Here is a 16619-nt window from a genome sequence, read left to right as displayed (position 1 = left end):
CATCAGATCGGAATACATGCGCGCGATCGTCGGAATCCGCACGGCATATATTGGTAATAACAGACAGGCGAAAGCCCCGCGAAACCTGAATAGCCCCCGACGTCGGTGCAATTGGCGTCGATGTTATAGCCAAAACTGGTGCCAGTACCGTTCGGGCCGCTGTAGGCCGTGTACGCGCCCGGGTTGCCTGTACCGGACCAGCCGGCCGGGCTGGTGAGGTAGGGCTGGAGAACCCAATCCCGCTTGAGCACGCTGAGTTCAGCGCGGTGCTGATAGGCCGCACTCAGGAGGACATTCACGCCTTCACCGTCATATCCGAACAGCAGGCTGCCGGTGTAATCGCCGCCATCGGAACCCGGCACATGCCGATAGTCCACCGATGCCTCGAGACCGTCGACATTCTTGCGCGTGATGAAGTTTGCCACGCCCGCGATCGCATCCGAGCCGTAGGTCGCCGCCGCGCCGTCCTTGAGGACTTCGACGCGGCCGATCGCGGCGATCGGAAGGAGGTTGGTGTCGGCTGTCCCAGCCGCGAAACGACGGCCATTAAGAAGCACCAGCGTACGCTGCGCCCCCAGCGAGCGTATATTGATTGTGCCACCGCCATTTCTGACATTGGCTGCGGCGTTGAACTGATTGGAATCGCCAAGGGCGGGACCAGCAATCGGGAGTGTCTTGATGAGATCGAGCACCGAGGGCGAACCGCGCTTCTCGATATCTTCCTGCGTGACGACCGAAACCGGGATTGCCGTATCCTTGGCCGTACCCTGGATATACGTGCCGGTAACGACAATTTCCGTCTCACTATCAGCGTTTGTGCTGTCCTGGGTCTGAGCAAAGGCTGGCGCTGACAGCGACAGCGCAATAGCCGGTGCGGACACGGTAAACTTCCATATGTGCCTGAACATCGCTTCCTCCTCCAAAACGGCCCGTTGGCCGGCCCTTCCGATGTGTTTTCTCCACATTCGTCAGGCTTTCCCGTGCGACATATTTCCATGGGGAGGGAGTGTCGCCGAAACGGCGAATAGCTTTCGGGGAATTTGAAAGTCAAGCCTATTTGAGAAATGGCGAATGTCTTATATGATTTGAAAAATCTCTTATTATGGGCGAATTATATTACTCCTAAGAATGTCAACATGCTCTTAGAGTGGTGATGATCACCACCGAGAAGAGATGTTGCAGTATCCGTTTCGAGGCCGCGGATCATGGAAGAGCTCGGCACGATCGCGCGCGTCAGCCAGTATGAAATTGTCGGGGGCGCTCACCCTCCTCGGCTAGCGGGGCCTCACTGCCCCCAGCGTCGCCGCCATGCCACCACCGGCGCGCGGTCTCGCCCGCGCCATGTGGAATTTGCCTTGGATCAGCCGGGCCGCTTCAGACTGATGTTTCGCAAGGACCTCGTAAACCGCGATGATCCTCGCTTCGCCTATTCCAAGACAGTGGCGAGAGAAGTGGCGCTCGCCTCGGGCTGATTTTATCGGTCGGAGGACAGTGGGTCAGCCTCAGCGCGTGTCCGGGGGCGACTTCGTGCCGGCAATCGCAGATACCCAACCTCGCAGCCAAGGCCCGATTCTACGCTCCTGCATGGCCCACGACCAAATTCATCATCGCTCTCCTATTCGCATTGCCCTGAGACGATATCCGCAGTCGTCAGACGGTGCGAGCGTATATCCGCTGCCTAAGCTGCTCCATTTGAACGGACCCATGCGGCGTGATAGCCTTCACCACCATGGCTCTCGACCACTACGTTCCGCAAGTTCATCTGAGAAAGTTCTACAACTCCGAGAAGGCAGGGCTGATCGTCTTCGATAAGCAAAACTACAAATCTGCCATACGTACAGCTAAGCAGGTTTGCCGGATCGGAGAGGGCAATACGAACGAATATTTGACCGAGCCACGTGCCATCGAAGAGTTTCTGAAGCCTGTGGAAAACGGCTACAACGACGCAGTCGCCGCGTTGGAGAACGGCAAGATCACTGGCGACGTGGTATATGCGATTGCCGGTTTCGCCGCCTACATCACTACATGTTCGCCCGCTGCGATCAGGATGCAGACCGCTATAATGGCGGGCATCGTCACCAACACAACGAAGCTTGCCGATGCGAAGGGCATATTCCCCGATCCGCCCGGAATTTTGCCCGGCAATAGCGTCACGGAGCTGCTAGAAAAGGAAGCAATCAAGCTAGAGATTGATGGGAAATACCCCCAAGCAATCGGCATTGTGGACATACAGGATCGCGTGGCCGCGTTCGGCAATTTCCACTGGGATATTCTCATCAATAATCATACCGACGCACCATTCTTCACCAGCGATTACCCGGTTGCCATCGATCGGAATCCCGCAACGGATGCCCTCGATCGCACTTTTCCCCTCACGCCCAGTCTCGCCATTCGGATCAACCCCGATCGCAACATCAAGAGGATCGGCTTCGATCTCCGGTTTAGGCAGTTTACACAATCGCGACGCGACCTAGGCCGACACGAAGTTGTCGATATAAATCGGAAGCTCGTCCAAGGTGCTGAGCGCTTGGTGTTCTCAAATCACGAGCGGGAGTGGGTGCCCAACTTCATCGCGAAGAACCGAAATTATCGTATCGAGATCAACCAGACTGCCCACCTCAATGATCGCGGGATCATGATGGTGACAAACCAAGCGATTGTGCCGTTTGCTCGAAAGCCAATGAGATAAGACGTGAGCCCTATGGCTCGCACTCACCAACTAACGAAAAGGGAAGGTCTAACTCGGAAGATCGGCCACATAGGGTCGCATTTGACTGGAAGTAGCGAGCGACACCGCGTCGAGGGCAGACCAAAGCACCGCCTTGATTCGTGACCAGCCGGGAGGCGTCGATACAACGCTTGTGCGTATAGCGGGTACACTCAGCTGAGGCATGACCAGAAGCGCCGGCGTATCGCAAAGGTCGAGCCAAATGTCCGTGATCATCTCCGACAGAGGCGCGGCTACAAGCTCGCGAAGATGCGGCTGTGATAGATAGTGGGCTGAAATCGAGTGCGTGGCGATAAGCTCGTCGGCCGTCCTGAGACGAACGCTAGCAGCAAGCGCCGCAAGGACATGAGTTTCCCAATCAGGATTCCCGCCAAGCGCTCGCGGCCAAGGATCATCATCACCCTCAAAGAAGCTCTTTGCTTCCGCGATCAAGACACGGAGTTCGTCGAAACTCGGGTCGGCAGGAATGTCGTTCAACCAGCGATCGAACGGAATCTCATTCGCCCGTTCGCTTGCCACGAAAGCTGTCACCGCGGGTAAAATATGACCTACGATCAACGCACGCGCCGAAGCGTCAAATGGGGGCATTGGCGGTGCGGCGTCTAATCGCTCGGAAGTGGAGCGCCCAGCGTCCCTTTCGGTCTTCGCATAGGTAAGAAAGGCGAATTGGGTGACTGCATCGGCCATGACTTCGCCGATGTCACCCGTCGCCAGAGAAAGGCGAAGGAAAGCTTGGCCCGCGACAGACATGGCAAGCATATCCAACGATCGACGTAGCCAGTTTGCGAGTTCGACCGAAACCGTGGGCCCGCCGGGCGCCGCGAGATCTAGATCGATCATGATATGAACGATGATATCTAGGCTCGCTGCCTTCAGATCCCCCCATTCAAGAGGGTCAAGAGAGCTGCATCGTCCAATGAAGTCCGCCATGCTCGGCCCATCATTCGACGGCTCGCCTTCGATATCCAATTTGACGAGCTTGATAGCGTGCGATCCCAATTGACGGATAGAGAGTAGGGGTTCCGGCGGGTTCGGGTCGCCATCCTCGATAAGTTCCGCGATTGCTTGGCCGAAAACCTCAACCGCACGGCGAGTTTCACCAGCCAAATGCAAGGAAAGTCCCTGCTCAAACATGAGCCCGACGCGACGTTCTAGAGGTTCCTCGCCGGTCTTGGGCGGTACGGCGCTGGCGAATCTGGCAGCAGCCAACCGCCAATTTCCTGCACGACCCGCAGCCATCCCCGCTTCGCGTAGAGTGTCCGTCAACCAAGGTCGCGAGAGGTCGAAAGAAGGGATGGCTTCATCGTATAATGCCAGCGCATCTTGTGCCTGCCCCGATCGCCAGAGTACCTTGGCTTTCGCCGTGAGGATGCGGGGAGCTCGCCCAAGATCGCCTAGCATTTGATTCGACAACGCAAGCGCGGCTGGTGGATCGGAGAGATTCTCGTCGGTTACACGTATCCCCAACGTCGCCGCCGCAATTGCAAGCGCGCTCACACCGCCCTCTATGGCCATATGGACAATTCGATCAAGCAAGTGGGTTAGACGCCGCCAATCTGGGTCAGGCCGCCCGGCCTCGCCGAGCCATACGCGGTCGAGCGCAAGCGTAGCGCCGTCGAACTCGCCTCCATAGCCCTGAAGGATCAGACTACGGGTTTCCAAGTCGCGGCCTGCAAGGAGGTCAGCGAGTTCTTCCAACCGGTCAGCGTCGTTGACAGCAGGAATAAACGAAAGAGAAAGCAGCCGGGTAAAGTCGGGCCAGTCAATCGGCTCCCCATTTTGCTCGTCAATGTCTTGGAACCGATCCCGCACGCGATCGCCGAGCGAAACGAAACGACTGCCCAGATCGACAATTTCAGAGATCGAGCGGCTCGCATCGCCGTCCCGCAACAATTGCCAGAGAAACAGGAAGTCGAAAAACTCGGCCGCAATGTCCCCAGGTTCGCGCGCATCAGCCTCCTTCAGAGCTTGGGCGACCACCGGCCGAACCAGTTTTTCGCCCGAACGTTCGGCAATCCGCAACTGCAGGATACGAAAAGCAGCGGTTTCTACCGACTTGCTGAATGGCGATTCTTGCCCATCTCCGATTCCGACCTGGGCATAGATTTCTGCAGTTTCGCCTATCTGCTTCCAGACTTCGTCGGGAGCGCTCAGTAAGCTCGGCAATATGCGAACGATCGGCCCGGCGGTTCGACCAATCATACTGTGCAAAAGAAGGGTCGAAACGTCCGAAGCATCAATCGTCCGCTCAGAGAGCCATGCCCAAGCGATCGAACCGTGCATCTGTCGCACCCAGTCCTGACCGCGTGTTTCATCAGCCAAGTTCCGCAGAAGCGGCGAAGTCCGCAGATCGGCGGTATCGGTCAGCTCTAACCAAGGGCCAATGAGCCTATCGATCACATGACCAGGCTCGACGACCGGCGGACCTATTCGTGCAATCGCAATTAGTCGCTGCCGAGACGCACGCCCCACTAGGAGGCTTGCTCGACAGAGCATCTCTCGTTCGCTTTCCGGTAGCGTAGCAACCATGCGCCGCGCCTCCGCGCGCACATCGACAATCTCCGGCGGCGTGGCGAGCAACTCGGTGATATCAGGCTGCGGCCAGCCGGCCTCTTGCAGGGCGCCGAGGCGCGCATCGACTAGCTGTGGATGCCCGCTTGTCGAGCCGTAGACGAGCTTCCCCCATATTTCCGCATTGGCGGGATCACAGCCGGCCGAAATAAAATAGGTGGCGATATCGCTATCCGTGAATGCGGGAGCTGCGAATATGCCATCTTCGCCTAGCCCGACGACCTGCGCAATCCTTCGGGAAAGGCGCTGCGCCCCTGTGATCAGAAGCTGCCCGCGCACGGTTTCAAGGGCCGTCACCAAATGACCTAGCGACGACAAGATGGAGCGGGGATCGTCGCCGGGATCCAGATCGTCCAAAACGACAATACAGGGCGTAGCTCGATTGACGACAAAATCGGCAGCGGCCTCTAGCTTTGCTCCGCCAATTCCGCCCGGACAATCTCGAAGATTGATCCAACCGACGTCGCTTCGAGACCCTATGGCCGCGACAGCCAAGCTGGTCTTACCCATGCCCGTTGAACCGTGGAGTTGCACAGGACCACGAACGAGCGCCTGAGCGATGGCGGCTTCCAAATCAAGACGCGGAAAACGCCGAGAAAGAGATCGCGGAACCGCAGCCACCGCACGCGGAGCCGATACGATCCTTGTGCCGTTATCGCCTCCCCCGCTAAGCTGCCGCATTAGATCGAGAAGCTGCGTGGTCGGAACAGCCGTTACGCCCGCATCGTCGAATATCCGCAACAAGTCTCCTCGTCTCAGCGGCAGTCGTTCGGAATCTGTTACGTTTGTCCATGCTTCGAGATGCAATCCACCAAGCGCACGAACGGAATCGGAAGCACCGATGCCCCTTGTTTCACCCAATTCTACCAGCTTTGCTTCGATCTGTCGGCGCAGGCCGCGACCATCGGGTCGGCCTGTAATCCATGAAAATGGCAGGATGATACGCGAGACGAACTGTGCGGCTGTAGCTGATTTCAGCCACACCGACATTGCTTTGGGTAGGTCAGTCCGGCCAGAATAGAATTCACGCAACGCTTCCGCGTCAGCGAGCGCGGCATTTGAAGCCGGAAATTGGCGAATAGCTTCCCAGGCTTCGATGCCGGGCGACGACAACTTGATTCCGTCGCCACGCTCCCGCCCCACACCGGACGTCGTCAAATATCTGAACTGGATAGCGGTACCCGGATTACGTTCTAGATGCGTCCAAAAATTTGAGATAGCCGCGATTGCGTTACCGCTTTTCAGGGTAACATTTCCGGAACGCTTCGTTTCCTTGACCTGTTCGACCGCCGCGCCGTTCTGATCGATACGGTCGAGATCTTCCGCGCCTTCAAGGAAGAGAATCTGTCCGTCGGAGAGATCGAGCCAAGCATCGATACTGCACAGAATCTGATATGAATAACCACGCATCGAGTCGACTGCCTCGCGCGCCGGATCGTTGACAAGTGGCATCGGCATCGCTCCGCTCACCGGCAATCCACGTCGATCACAGGTTCACAAAAGCGTGCGTTAGTACCATGTCGCATCTAGCCATACGCCCCAACCGTTAGCCCTCTCGCCCGGCACATTTCCAACGTGCGCATGAGCACCGTTCCAGCATGGGTAAAGTTCCCGTGCTGATCCACAAAGAAGTTGGCCCATTTCTCGCCATGGAACAGATTGTTTCGCAATCGATATACGATGATGAGAAGGGCGATCAGCTTGTCGGATGGCCCTGAATTGACATTGCCAAACACCGCCGCAACCCTTTCACGGCCAGCTTTTTTGGTCCCAGGCCATAGGCTCTCAAATCGAGGCCCCGGATTGGAAGCCTCAAAATATCGATCGCGAAAATAGACCAGAGCCTCTTCAAACGGGGTAAGATCGATATCTTCGATATCTCCCGCCAATCCAATCTTGCTTTCGATCATGGGAACACTCGCTTCGCATTCGAGCACGCACGCCTCAAAGAGGCTCCATAGAAGCGCAAAATCGTAGATCGCTTGGCGATCTTTTGGATCCAGCGCGGCATAACCGCCGACATTGCCAGAAAGCCATTCCTGCGCCGGTGTCATTCGTGTCTCTCCATTCGCCTCTTGTGGGATCGATTGGGTGGCCAAAGTCAATTTGCAGTTCGGCTTATACTACATGGCCGATGCTCTAGACTGACTTTCGTTGCGCAAACAGGGGTACGATCGCGAGAGCAGCGTTGGATCCCGCGTCAGCCATAATGGCCAATATGCGCCTCATTTCGGCCCGGTCGCAGCCGGCATGATTAGCTAGGGGCTTTACGAGCCCCGCCGCCCGGTCACCGAGATCATGATACTGCCAAAATTTGGGGTCGCGGCCGTGCGTCTCGACTAACCGGCCTAACCACAGCACATAAGTGGAAGCACGCTGATCGAGCGACATCCGTTCAACCACGCGGAGCAATAACCATGCCGCCTGCCGAAGATGGAGAGTGGCCCGCTGCCAACCGTCAATCCATTCTATAAAGTCCTCAAGATGAGGCCAGTCGGGCGGAATGGAGGTCGACCAAGGGCCGACAAAGCCAGCCGCCTCCACACAATTGTCGATGGAATCATAGTTGGTCTGCCGCTTCGGCACGGCATTTTCCATCACCCATTCCGCGGCCGGCCTCCATGCCGACCAGAAACGCTCATCGGGGCGACGTTCACTCATCATCAGTTCGTACGTCACCGCTTCCAGATAATTTCCAACAAGATCGCGACCGTGATCACGCTCCTCGAACGTAGTCAGCGATTTCCAGAGTCTCGCATCACCGTGAACCGCAGCAAACCGACCAACTTCCTTGGCCATTTTATGGGCCCATTCGAAAGGATACCGCCGATCCTGGCGTTTGGCATCCTCGTCTTCGGAATATTCCCGAGTCCATTCGACAAGGCCCTTCAAATATCCCGCAAAGGCCTTGCGGCGGATTTCCGTGCCCGAAATGTGGCGCCAGTCTAGGCGACAAAGAATCTCGGGTACTCGACTCCAGTCGAGCACGATCGGCGAGATGAGGCGAATGCGTCGCGGGGGAAGATACCATTTGCGGCCGCGGACCCATTGAAGCTGATAAGGGGTCGGTGGAAGCTCTGGTATCCGGTCCTCCGGACAAGATTTCAAAGCACGTTCGACGATCGCCTTGCGCTTCCGTGCCATGCGCTTGGCGGCTTTTTCTTGGCTACCATCAAACCAGAAATGGCCAATATCGATTACACAGACATCGAGCGCAGCGAAGGTCACCCGGCGAGCGAGGTCGGCGTTTTCATCCCAGAGAAGGCCATCGATCACCGCCTTCTGGATGCCGTGCAGGCGGTCAACGGCGAGCTCGACAACCCGTCTCTCTATCACGGCTTCGCGCCGCCGGCACGCATAGGCGGCGATCCCCCATGCACCGATTTCTTGCGAGTCAAAGCTGAGCAACGCCTGGTCGACGGTCAAAGCTTCTTCTTGCGGCGAACGCCAATTTTCTCCTCCCGCTATGAGTCTTTCTCTGACCCAATCAAGTTTGCTATCGAGGAACACCTCATCCGCGCGCGCCGCGACAATCGCCGCGGCGCCGACAACGGCAAAGCGCGTCATCTGCTGTGCGAGACCGAAGCTGTCCTCGTCGTCGGTCAATGGCTCCGCGATGAGATGGTCGGCGAGTTCGATCGCCTCCGCTAAGGTGAGATCCTCGTCGATGCTCCCTTGCTCGCGCGAGCGAACAGCCCACATCGCCAAGCGGTTGATCTGCCCCATCTGTCGCCGGCTTTCTTCTGCGGCTTCGATGACCTCGACCTGTTCTGCCGGAGGATTGATATGAGCCTCGATGCGTCGCTCGGCCTCATTGCAGCTGAGTTCGACCTGGTTTCGATCGCTGTCAGAGAATATCCGCGCAAACCGTTGTTCGTTTACAGAAACCCAAGACGGATCGGCGGCTTGTCGCTCGTCGTCGGCAAGACTTTCCAGTGTCCAGTCGCTGCGCATGGTATCGAACGCCTCTTGCGCATCGTCCTCCGCCTTGAGGCGAAATGCCAGCATGAGCGCGTGTGACATGGGCAATTGTGCCTTGTGCCGATCGAAGATCGCCTCGACTTGGTCGAAGTGATCGTCACGATCCGAGAAACCGAAGCCTATGCGGTGGATCGGCTGCTGGTCGTCGAGATGCTTGCGGATCTCATAATCCCAGAAGCGCGGGCTACCTAGAAACGGAGCAGCATGGTCGATTGCGCCGGGCGTGTTGACATGGTCCTTAAGGAGCGAAATGCATAACGCAGCTGTCGCCACTAGGCCGTTGGGCTGGAGCGCAAGTTCGATGAGTTCGCCGACATCGCGTCCGTTCGCCGCCTGCCTATGCATCCACTCGTCGAGCGCGAGATGCATCGATCCCAACACATTCGATCCGAGCACGGCGCGGGACCAACGGTAGACCGCTTCGTCCCCCCAAAGCGCTATTGGACGGCCGCCGACGTTGATCCGCACAGCAAGCGGCCGTTGGCCGTCATGGCAGCGGGCATACCAGCGCCAGAAGACTGAAGCCCGCCGTTCGATCCGATGAAAAAGTTCGAGAGCATGCGCCTCGTCGGCTTCGAAGAGCTCAAGAAAGCCTGCGCGCGAAGGGCTCGCCGGATAGCAGCTCTGGCTATCGGGGAGCCCTGCGTTGTGCGCGTCATACATGCTGAAAAGTTCGCGCCCAAGGATCGACTGATTGTCGCGAGAGCGGCGCCGGGGAGGCAGGTAGTGGCACGCGCACAGCCTCGCCCATGTCGCCGGAAATCTGCCGGGAAGGTAGCGAGGAAGTTTTAGTAACTTGCGGCGCGGACTATCCAAGCGACGATCGCCGGCCAGGCGCTGAAGATAAGCCTCGACACTGTCTGGGGTGGATTGGACGGAAAAGATCAGCGCCTCGCGAAGCTTCTCCTCGACAAGCTTCCAGCCATCGCGATCTGGGAGATCGACACCGAAGGGGTCGCGCCGATCTTCCCAGCCAAGCAGGTGTCGGCACTCCTCAATTTCGTCGAGCCAAGACCGAACGATCTCCGCGATGGTCTGGCTGTGACTGTTCGGCACGTTGAGCGTCGCCCGCGAAAAGATGCGAGCCAATTCGGAGAGCTGGGGCACAAGATCATTAGGCCAGGTCCGCCACTTCGGCAGCGACCAGCGTAGGAACGGAACCCAGCTCGACCATACGGGCCGCTTGCCATAGCTCGCGATAGCGTAGCGCTGGCTCTCACTGAGATGCGCGAGGTGCGGCGCCTGAAGCAATTTTTCGTCAAGTCGCGTCTCTGAGACAATGAGTGTGTCGATAAGGCGACGGAGCAAGCGGAAGTCATCCGCCTCGAGGGCCGCAACGAGGTCAGCAAGGATCGCATCGCATGTCTCGCTGTATAGAGGCGCGACGAGCCACGTCCGACTCCAAGCGGGATCGATCGTCGCATCGGATTCCAGCGCCCCATGAATGTTACGCCAACGCTCATATTGCCCTTGCTCAAGGAGAGTTTGGGCAAGGAGACGTACAGCCCGCAGCCACCAAAGCGGTTCACCGCTTTCTCGCAACCGCGTACCAAGTGCGTCGCAATCGGGGAGGAGCGCGCGGGCTATTAGCCAATCCTCATGGACGTCGAACGCAAGAGAAAGGGCATCCGCTTTGGGATCTGCAATCAGCGTGCCTTCACTTAGAAGGCAGCGCGCACCCTCCGGGTCAAACGCAGCGCTGCCCGGCGCACGCGCCGGATGATCGAGCAACCAGCTGCCCATTTGGGACAGGGCCTTGGTTCGGCGCGAGGTGAGGTCAGCGTCGCTTTGCTCTGCGGTCGCCCATTTCCCGGCAAGATCCATCTCCGTCACCCGCCCTTCGGGCAACACTTCAAGTTTCAGCAATTCACGAAGAAGAAAGAGGCGCCGGTTCTGCTGGGCAAGATCGTGGCGCCTTAAGAGGGGGGCAAAGACAGGGAATGCCTTGGCGATTGCCTCGCAATCCTCCGCATCGATTGCATCGATCGACAGGCTGGCCGATCCACCAAGCTTCGCCCCGTCCAGTGCGGTAAGCACAAGGTCCCGATCTTGGTAACGACGAGCCGAAGTGATCATCTTCCACGAACTGGTAGGCAGATGCTCAGCCACGAGAGCCAGCAGGTCGGTTACCACGCCGCGCCGCCCGGAGAGCAACAGGCGATCTGCACCATCCACCAGTATCAACAGATTGCCGCCACGCCCAAGGCGCTCAAAGAGCTTGAGGGGGGTCTCGGAAATCCCGAGTTGCACCAAATATTCGGCAAGCGATCCAGCACGGACCCGATTGTCTTTGAGCACGAAGAGCGGTCCGACGTGATCGCGCGACAGACGCTTCAGTATCGCCGATTTACCGCTGCCGCCCTCACCCGTCAGGCGAAGTATGCTATTCTCGGCTAGGTTCGCCGCGCCGCGCGATACGAGAAGAGATCGAGGGAGTGAGAGACTTTCCTCCCCGTGACGCAAGCTGTCTTCGATCGACCCGAGTGCGGCCCGGGCGGTTTCAGCAACTCGCTCGAGATCTTCTGCCCCTGCAGCCAGCTCAGGGTAGAATTGGCGTATGACTGCTGGATGTTTTGCTATCAGGGCCGTAAGCGCGCCCCAACCGAGAATATCGACCTCGAACTTGCCCGCTGCTACCCGCGCTGCGGACACGGTGCGAGCATGCGCCTGAAGTTTCTCGTCAACCGGAGCTGTCGTAGCAAAATACCATTTGGCGAGGGACGGCTGGAACTTCTCCGCCTTGGCAAGTTCTCGATCAAACTCGGTCTTGGTTGCTCTAGATCCGTAACCGCGATCTTTGCCTTTGCATTGCACTCCGAAATACCTGCCCGGCATTCCTCCCGGCGTTCCGTATACGTCGACTCCATTTTGGGGCTGCCCAACCCGGCCATTCTTTTGCGCGGTCGGATCCTTCCATACTTCCGCGAATAAGGCGCACGTCAGGTCCTCAAAAGTTTGCCATTTGAGCGGAGCACTGATCTGCGAGTCAAGAATGTCCACAACGCCTGCCCCGACACAAGGAAAGAGGGGCAACGTTATGAGCACATTTGGGGCGCGTCGCTATCGAAAGCTGACCCGGCACAGTTCGATTACTGTCCGTACGCCAATTCTGTCAGTAGCGAATGCTGGCTTCCGCGGAATGGCTGCTTTCCTTAAACAAGGATGTCAGCCGCTAATGCCGACTTTCAGGCGCGAAGCCGTTGTCATGCGTGTGAGATCGAGTGACCGCTTTCGGGTGAAGGCTACTCAGGGTCGGAATGGCCAAGATCGGGCGCGAAGTTGCCGATCTGTTCGTAGACCGCTCTTCTACTACGCTCGACGGCGAACGAGTTGCAAGCTGCCTGTAGGCGCCGACTGCGCCGCCAGTGAAAAGGAACGATGAAGCAGGCTGGCCCTGCTAGAAGGATGAAAGACGTCTGAAGGAGGGCTGCCGCCCGCACCCCGGCACCGGGTTCACGACCAAGAGCAGTTCTAATGCAATTTACGCCAATAGCAGATCGGCAGGTAGATCAACGCTCGCGAAGCCTAACTACCCTCCGACAGCGCCAGGCCGCTGCAATGGGGCTCCGATTCGAACTAAGGGGGTGAGCAGGAGCCGAGAAACTTCCACATCTTCTAACTCGAAGATGTGCCGAACAAAAACTCTTCACCAAATGCCGCTCGGTACCTCGCGATCGAACTGGCGCGCCTACTCGCCCGCGACATCGCGCGGGCAAATGTCCGGCACCAGCGCGCATCCGGGCTCCAGAAAAAGGATAGTGAACAATGACCAAAATATGCGCGATTTACGCGCGCTCGAGCGCAGCCAAGGCCGAATTCGCTCAAAATCTTCAAATCGAACGCTGCGCTGTTTTGGCAACACGTTGCGGAGATGAAATCAGCGCAACATATGCGGATAGCGGCGTGGCGGCGAGCGCAGGAAAACCAGAGCTTTGCAGGCTTCTTGCAGATTGCGTGGCTGGACAAATCGACACAATCTATGTGTCGTCGCGCGATCGGATTTCTCGGAATCTCGACGACTTTCTATCCTTCATGTCGATAACGCAGAAACATGATGTACAGGTCCTCTTTCTTGAGGACGCAGTCTGAATGATCGTAGAACTGCGCCGCTAAGGCGCATCTGACAGCTGTACGGCCTGGCCCATTAATGGCCCGGGCCGTTCTACATTCCAGGGGAACTACCCATGCGCGTAGCCCTATACGCCCGTTACAGCACCGACAAACAAGACGAACTATCCCTTGAGGTTCAGTTGGCTCATTGCCGGGCAGAAATCAAAAAACTTGGATGGACTGAAACCCATTGTTTCACCGACCAGGCTCAGTCTGCCGCCACCTTGCACCGACCCGGCATGCAATCGCTCATTTCTGTCGCGAAATCTGGTCAAGTGGATGTCGTCTACGCGGACGCGATGGATCGGCTTTCCCGAAGCCAAGGTGATATCGCCACCCTATTCGAGCAGTTGCGTTTTCGGAACGTCCAACTTGTCACCCGGGCAGAAGGGCCACTCAACGCGCTTCTCGTGGGTCTGAAAGGTACGATGAACGCCGACGCACTGGCCGTAATCTCCACTAAGACGCGTGACGCGCTCCGACATCGATTTCAACTGGGACAGAATCCCGGTGGGATTGCCTATGGATATCGGACCAAAATCGAACATGACGCGCGTGGAGAGCGCATTCGCGGCCTCGTCGAAATCGATCCGGCACAGGCGCAGATCGTGATTCGCATCTTCGAAGAATATGTCGCCGGACGATCGCCAGACGCAATCGCCAAGCAGTTGAACCGGGAGGCCATACCCGCACCGCGGAGCGGCAAACGCGACAAGAAACCTGGCGTTGTGCCGGCAATGTGGGCGGCAAATACGATAACAGGCAATGCTCAGCGAGGAACCGGCTTGCTGAACAATATCCGGTACATTGGCCTCCGCCCGTTCGAAAAGCAGCAGTTCCGGAAAAATCCGGAAACGGGCCGCCGCCATTCGTTCGTCAATCCTGCGGACAAACAGCAGCAGCCGATCAAGGTGCCGGAACTGCGGATCGTCAGCGACGAGCTTTGGCAAGCCGTCAAAGCCCGCCAAGAAAAGCTAAGCACCGGACCGAGGTCGACTATCCAGAAAACAGCGCGTCGCCCGTTCTGGGAACAGCAGCGCCCTCGCTATCTGCTCAGCGGAAAGATGACGTGCGGCGAATGCGGATCGGCCTTCGCGAAAGGCGGCAAGCACCGATTCAGGTGCCAAGGGTCGGCCAAGAAGGGAGAGGCCTTTTGCACCAACCGCCTTTCGGTACGACAGGACGATCTCGATCGGCGGATACTCGCCGGCCTTCAGAACGAACTCATGCAAGCAGAAGTTCTCGACGCCTTCCAGGAAGAATATGCAGTAGAAACAGCCCGGCTGAGCAAGCTGAGCGACAGCCTCCGCCCTGTGCACGAGCGAGAGCATGCCGAAGTCGCCGAAAAGCTTAGCATGCTCAAGAGCGCCATTATGAAAGGTGTCGATCCGACGATGTTCGTGGAGGAGATGAACCAGCTGTTGGCTCGCCAGCAAACCTTGGAAAGCCAACTCGCAATTAATGATGTCGATACCCATGTGGGCGACATCGTATTGCAGCCTGATCTCGCTGCTTTGTATCATTCCAAGATTAGCGCGCTGACGGACGCATTCGAGGACGAGGCGCTGCGGGCCGAAGCGTTTGAAAAAATCCGCGAGCTCATTGCTGGCGTGGTGTTCGTACCGGAAGGTGACGAACTTGCGATCCACCTTCGGGGCGAACTGGTGTCAATCCTAGAACTATGCGCTTGTTCAGACACGAAAAAGCCTCCTGTGGGGTTAACCGAGGAGGCCTTGCAAATTAAGTTGGTTGCGGGAGCAGGATTTGAACCTGCGACCTTCAGGTTATGAGCCTGACGAGCTACCGGGCTGCTCCATCCCGCGTCAACCAGCTGCGCTTGTCGGCGCAAAAACAGCAAAGGGCGGCCAACGCCGCCCTGACTATGTGAATGGGCTTTCCGTTCTGACCTTACGTCGGCTGCAATGCCTGGCGACGTCCTACTCTTCCAGGGCTTGAGCCATAGTACCATCGGCGCTGTCAGGTTTCACGGCCGAGTTCGAGATGGGATCGGGTGGGTCACTGACGCCATGGTCACCAAGCAATGAAGCCGGCGTAGGTCAAAAGGGTTTCAATCGATATCCGTGCAATACTGTCTGATCAATCATCCGACATTCTCGGACAAACCGGTCAGGCTTGTCGTTGATGGCGGGACTCTAAGTGCGAATAGAGCAATTAGTATCGGTTAGCTCCACGCGTTACCGCGCTTCTACATCCGATCTATCAACGTGGTGGTCTTCCACGGCTCTGTGAAATCTTATCTTGAGGGAGGCTTCCCGCTTAGATGCTTTCAGCGGTTATCCCGTCCATACATAGCTACCCTGCTGCGCGGCTGGCGCCACGACAGGTACACCAGAGGTATGTTCAACCCGGTCCTCTCGTACTAGGGTCAACTCCTCTCAAATTTCGACGCCCACGGCAGATAGGGACCAAACTGTCTCACGACGTTCTGAACCCAGCTCACGTACCACTTTAATTGGCGAACAGCCAAACCCTTGGGACCTGCTCCAGCCCCAGGATGTGATGAGCCGACATCGAGGTGCCAAACGATTCCGTCGATATGAGCTCTTGGGAATCATCAGCCTGTTATCCCCGGCGTACCTTTTATCCGTTGAGCGATGGCCCTTCCACTCGGGACCACCGGATCACTATGACCGACTTTCGTCTCTGCTCGACTCGTCAGTCTCGCAGTCAGGCAGGCTTATGCCATTGCACTCTAACAGACGGTTTCCAACCGTCCTGAGCCTACCATCGCGCGCCTCCGTTACTCTTTAGGAGGCGACCGCCCCAGTCAAACTACCCGCCACAGAGGGTCCCTGATCCAGTTTCATGGATCGAGGTTAGACATCAGAAAACAACAGGGTGGTATTTCACCTATGGCTCCACACCGGCTGGCGCCAGTGCTTCAAAGCCTCCCACCTATGCTACACAGTTCTTTCCTAATGCCACTCTGAAGCTGCAGTAAAGGTGCACGGGGTCTTTCCGTCTAACCGCGGGTACTCCGCATCTTCACGGAGAATTCAATTTCGCTGAGCATCTCCTGGAGACAGTGGGGAAGTCGTTACGCCATTCGTGCAGGTCGGAACTTACCCGACAAGGAATTTCGCTACCTTAGGACCGTTATAGTTACGGCCGCCGTTTACCTGGGCTTCATTTCGGAGCTTGCACCCCTCCACTTAACCTTCAGGCACCGGGCAGGCGTCAGGCCCTATACGTCGTCTTGAAGCCGACT

Annotated in this window: 7 protein-coding genes, 1 tRNA gene and 2 rRNA genes (1 of these 10 running past the window's edge); 3 read left to right on the top strand and 7 right to left on the bottom strand. The window is 57.4% G+C overall.

Annotation, left to right across the window (positions count from 1 at the left end; translation table 11 throughout):
• Positions 1-2 precede the first annotated feature (2 nt).
• Positions 3-908 (bottom strand): TonB-dependent receptor plug domain-containing protein, encoded by a 906-nt coding sequence (locus LH20_RS00735; RefSeq protein ID WP_053552563.1) that lies wholly within the window; start codon positions 906-908, stop codon positions 3-5.
• An 821-nt stretch (positions 909-1729) separates the two neighbouring features.
• Between LH20_RS00735 and LH20_RS00730 the strand changes: the two genes are divergently transcribed.
• Complete coding sequence (locus tag LH20_RS00730; protein ID WP_053552562.1) at positions 1730-2689, top strand: DUF4238 domain-containing protein; 960 nt, start codon at positions 1730-1732, stop codon at positions 2687-2689.
• 48 nt (positions 2690-2737) lie between these two features.
• Here the strand turns inward: LH20_RS00730 and LH20_RS00725 are convergent, their stop codons facing one another.
• From LH20_RS00725 to LH20_RS00715, 3 genes are all read right to left on the bottom strand, one after another.
• Positions 2738-6751 (bottom strand): hypothetical protein, encoded by a 4014-nt coding sequence (locus tag LH20_RS00725; RefSeq protein WP_144423475.1) that lies wholly within the window; start codon positions 6749-6751, stop codon positions 2738-2740.
• Positions 6752-6825: 74 nt separating this feature from the next.
• Positions 6826-7353 carry a hypothetical protein gene (locus LH20_RS00720; protein WP_053552560.1) on the bottom strand — a complete coding sequence of 176 codons (528 nt, stop codon included), beginning with the start codon at positions 7351-7353 and terminating at the stop codon, positions 6826-6828.
• Between the two features lie 85 nt (positions 7354-7438).
• A complete protein-coding gene (locus LH20_RS00715; RefSeq protein ID WP_144423474.1) occupies positions 7439-12280 on the bottom strand; it encodes a hypothetical protein in 4842 nt (1613 codons plus the stop codon).
• Positions 12281-13045: 765 nt separating this feature from the next.
• Here LH20_RS00715 and LH20_RS00705 point away from each other — a divergent pair.
• Positions 13046-13369, top strand: a complete 324-nt coding sequence (locus tag LH20_RS00705) for a recombinase family protein (protein ID WP_053552557.1) — start codon at positions 13046-13048, stop codon at positions 13367-13369.
• 95 nt (positions 13370-13464) lie between these two features.
• Positions 13465-15180 carry a recombinase family protein gene (locus LH20_RS24320; RefSeq protein ID WP_442800456.1) on the top strand — a complete coding sequence of 572 codons (1716 nt, stop codon included), beginning with the start codon at positions 13465-13467 and terminating at the stop codon, positions 15178-15180.
• Here the strand turns inward: LH20_RS24320 and LH20_RS00690 are convergent.
• The 3 genes from LH20_RS00690 to LH20_RS00680 form a co-directional block, all read right to left on the bottom strand.
• Positions 15137-15213, bottom strand: a tRNA-Met gene (locus LH20_RS00690). The genes LH20_RS24320 and LH20_RS00690 overlap by 44 nt on opposite strands.
• Positions 15214-15314: 101 nt before the next feature.
• Positions 15315-15429: ribosomal RNA gene (gene rrf / locus LH20_RS00685) — 5S ribosomal RNA — on the bottom strand.
• Between the two features lie 114 nt (positions 15430-15543).
• Positions 15544-16619: ribosomal RNA gene (locus LH20_RS00680) — 23S ribosomal RNA — on the bottom strand (it continues 1716 nt past the right edge of the window).

The sequence above is a fragment of the Sphingopyxis sp. 113P3 genome (assembly GCF_001278035.1).
Classification (GTDB): domain Bacteria; phylum Pseudomonadota; class Alphaproteobacteria; order Sphingomonadales; family Sphingomonadaceae; genus Sphingopyxis.
This window is presented reverse-complemented; position numbering and strand designations above follow the sequence as displayed.